This is a genomic window from Streptomyces fuscigenes (genome assembly GCF_021556455.1).
Classification (GTDB): domain Bacteria; phylum Actinomycetota; class Actinomycetes; order Streptomycetales; family Streptomycetaceae; genus Streptomyces; species Streptomyces fuscigenes.
Genome location: NZ_JAKGCV010000766.1, coordinates 1 through 1,282, shown reverse-complemented (window position 1 = coordinate 1,282; position 1,282 = coordinate 1). Strand labels below are relative to the sequence as shown.

1 protein-coding gene is annotated in these 1,282 nt (G+C 75.2%); it reads left to right on the top strand.

Annotated features, from left to right (window positions below; translation table 11 throughout):
- Nucleotides 1–354 precede the first annotated feature (354 nt).
- Nucleotides 355–1,282: transcription antitermination factor NusB (locus L1885_RS28425; protein WP_308117413.1), on the top strand; the 928-nt coding region annotated here is incomplete at its 3' end.

Sequence of the window (1,282 nt, the reverse complement as noted above, 5' to 3'; positions counted from 1 at the left end):
CGCCCCGGCGTACGCTGGACCCACCGCGGACGGCCGCGCCGCACCGCCGCTCGGCGCGCCGGGGACCGTGCGCACCGGCCACCGGCCCGGAGCCGCCCGGCCCCGTTCCGCGCCCACCCGCCGACCGCACCCGGCAGCGTGGCAACCCGCCGGCAGCCGCCGGCACCCAGCGGTACCCCGTCAGTACGTCGTCGCACACCGGTTCGCCGGATTCACCCAGTCCGTTGATCCCGTCGATTCCGTGAGTCCCGTCCGTTCCGTCGATCCACCGTTCGCACCGCTCTCATCGCTCGGCCCCTTCTCACAGTTCTCACCAGTTCTCACCAGTTTTCATCGTTGATCCCCGGAGCACCTTTGAACGACCAGGCCCCCCAGGCGCGTCAGCAGCACAACAGGCAGGGCCCCGGCCGCCGGCCGGGCAAGCCCTACCGGCGGCCGAAGAAGGACCCCTCGCGCATCCTCGCGTTCGAGGCCCTGCGGGCCGTCGACGAGCGTGACGCGTACGCGAACCTCGTCCTGCCGCCCCTGCTCGGCAAGGCGCGCGAGCAGCCCGACTTCGACGCGCGCGACGCCGCCCTGGCCACGGAGCTGGTGTACGGCACCCTGCGCAGGCAGGGCACGTACGACGCGATCATCTCGGCCTGCGTGGACCGGCCCCTGCGCGAGGTCGACCCGCCCGTCCTCGACGTGCTCTCCCTGGGCACCCACCAGCTGCTCGGCATGCGCATCCCCACGCACGCGGCCGTCTCCGCGACGGTGGAACTGGCGCGCGTGGTCCTCGGCGACGGCCGGGCCAAGTTCGTCAACGCCGTCCTGCGCAAGATCTCGGCGGACGACCTGGACACCTGGCTCGAGCGGGTCGCCCCGCCCTACGACGAGGACGCCGAGGAGCACCTCGCGGTGGTCCACGCGCACCCCCGCTGGATCGTCTCGGCGCTGTGGGACGCGCTCGGCGGCGGCCGGGCCGGCATCGAGGACCTGCTCGCCGCGGACAACGAACGGCCCGAGGTCACCCTGGTCGCCCGCCCCGGCCGCTCGACGACCGGTCGGCTGCTCGACGAGGCGGGCGCGGGCGGCGCGGGCGGCGGCCTGCCCGGGCGCTGGTCGCCGTACGCGGTACGGCTGGCCGAGGGCGGCGAACCGGGCGCCCTCCCCTCGGTGAAGGACGCGAGCGCCGGTGTGCAGGACGAGGGCAGCCAGCTGGTCGCCCTGGCCCTCGCGGCCGCGCCGATCGAGGGGCCCGACGAGACCTGGCTCGACGGCTGCGCGGGACCGGGCGGCA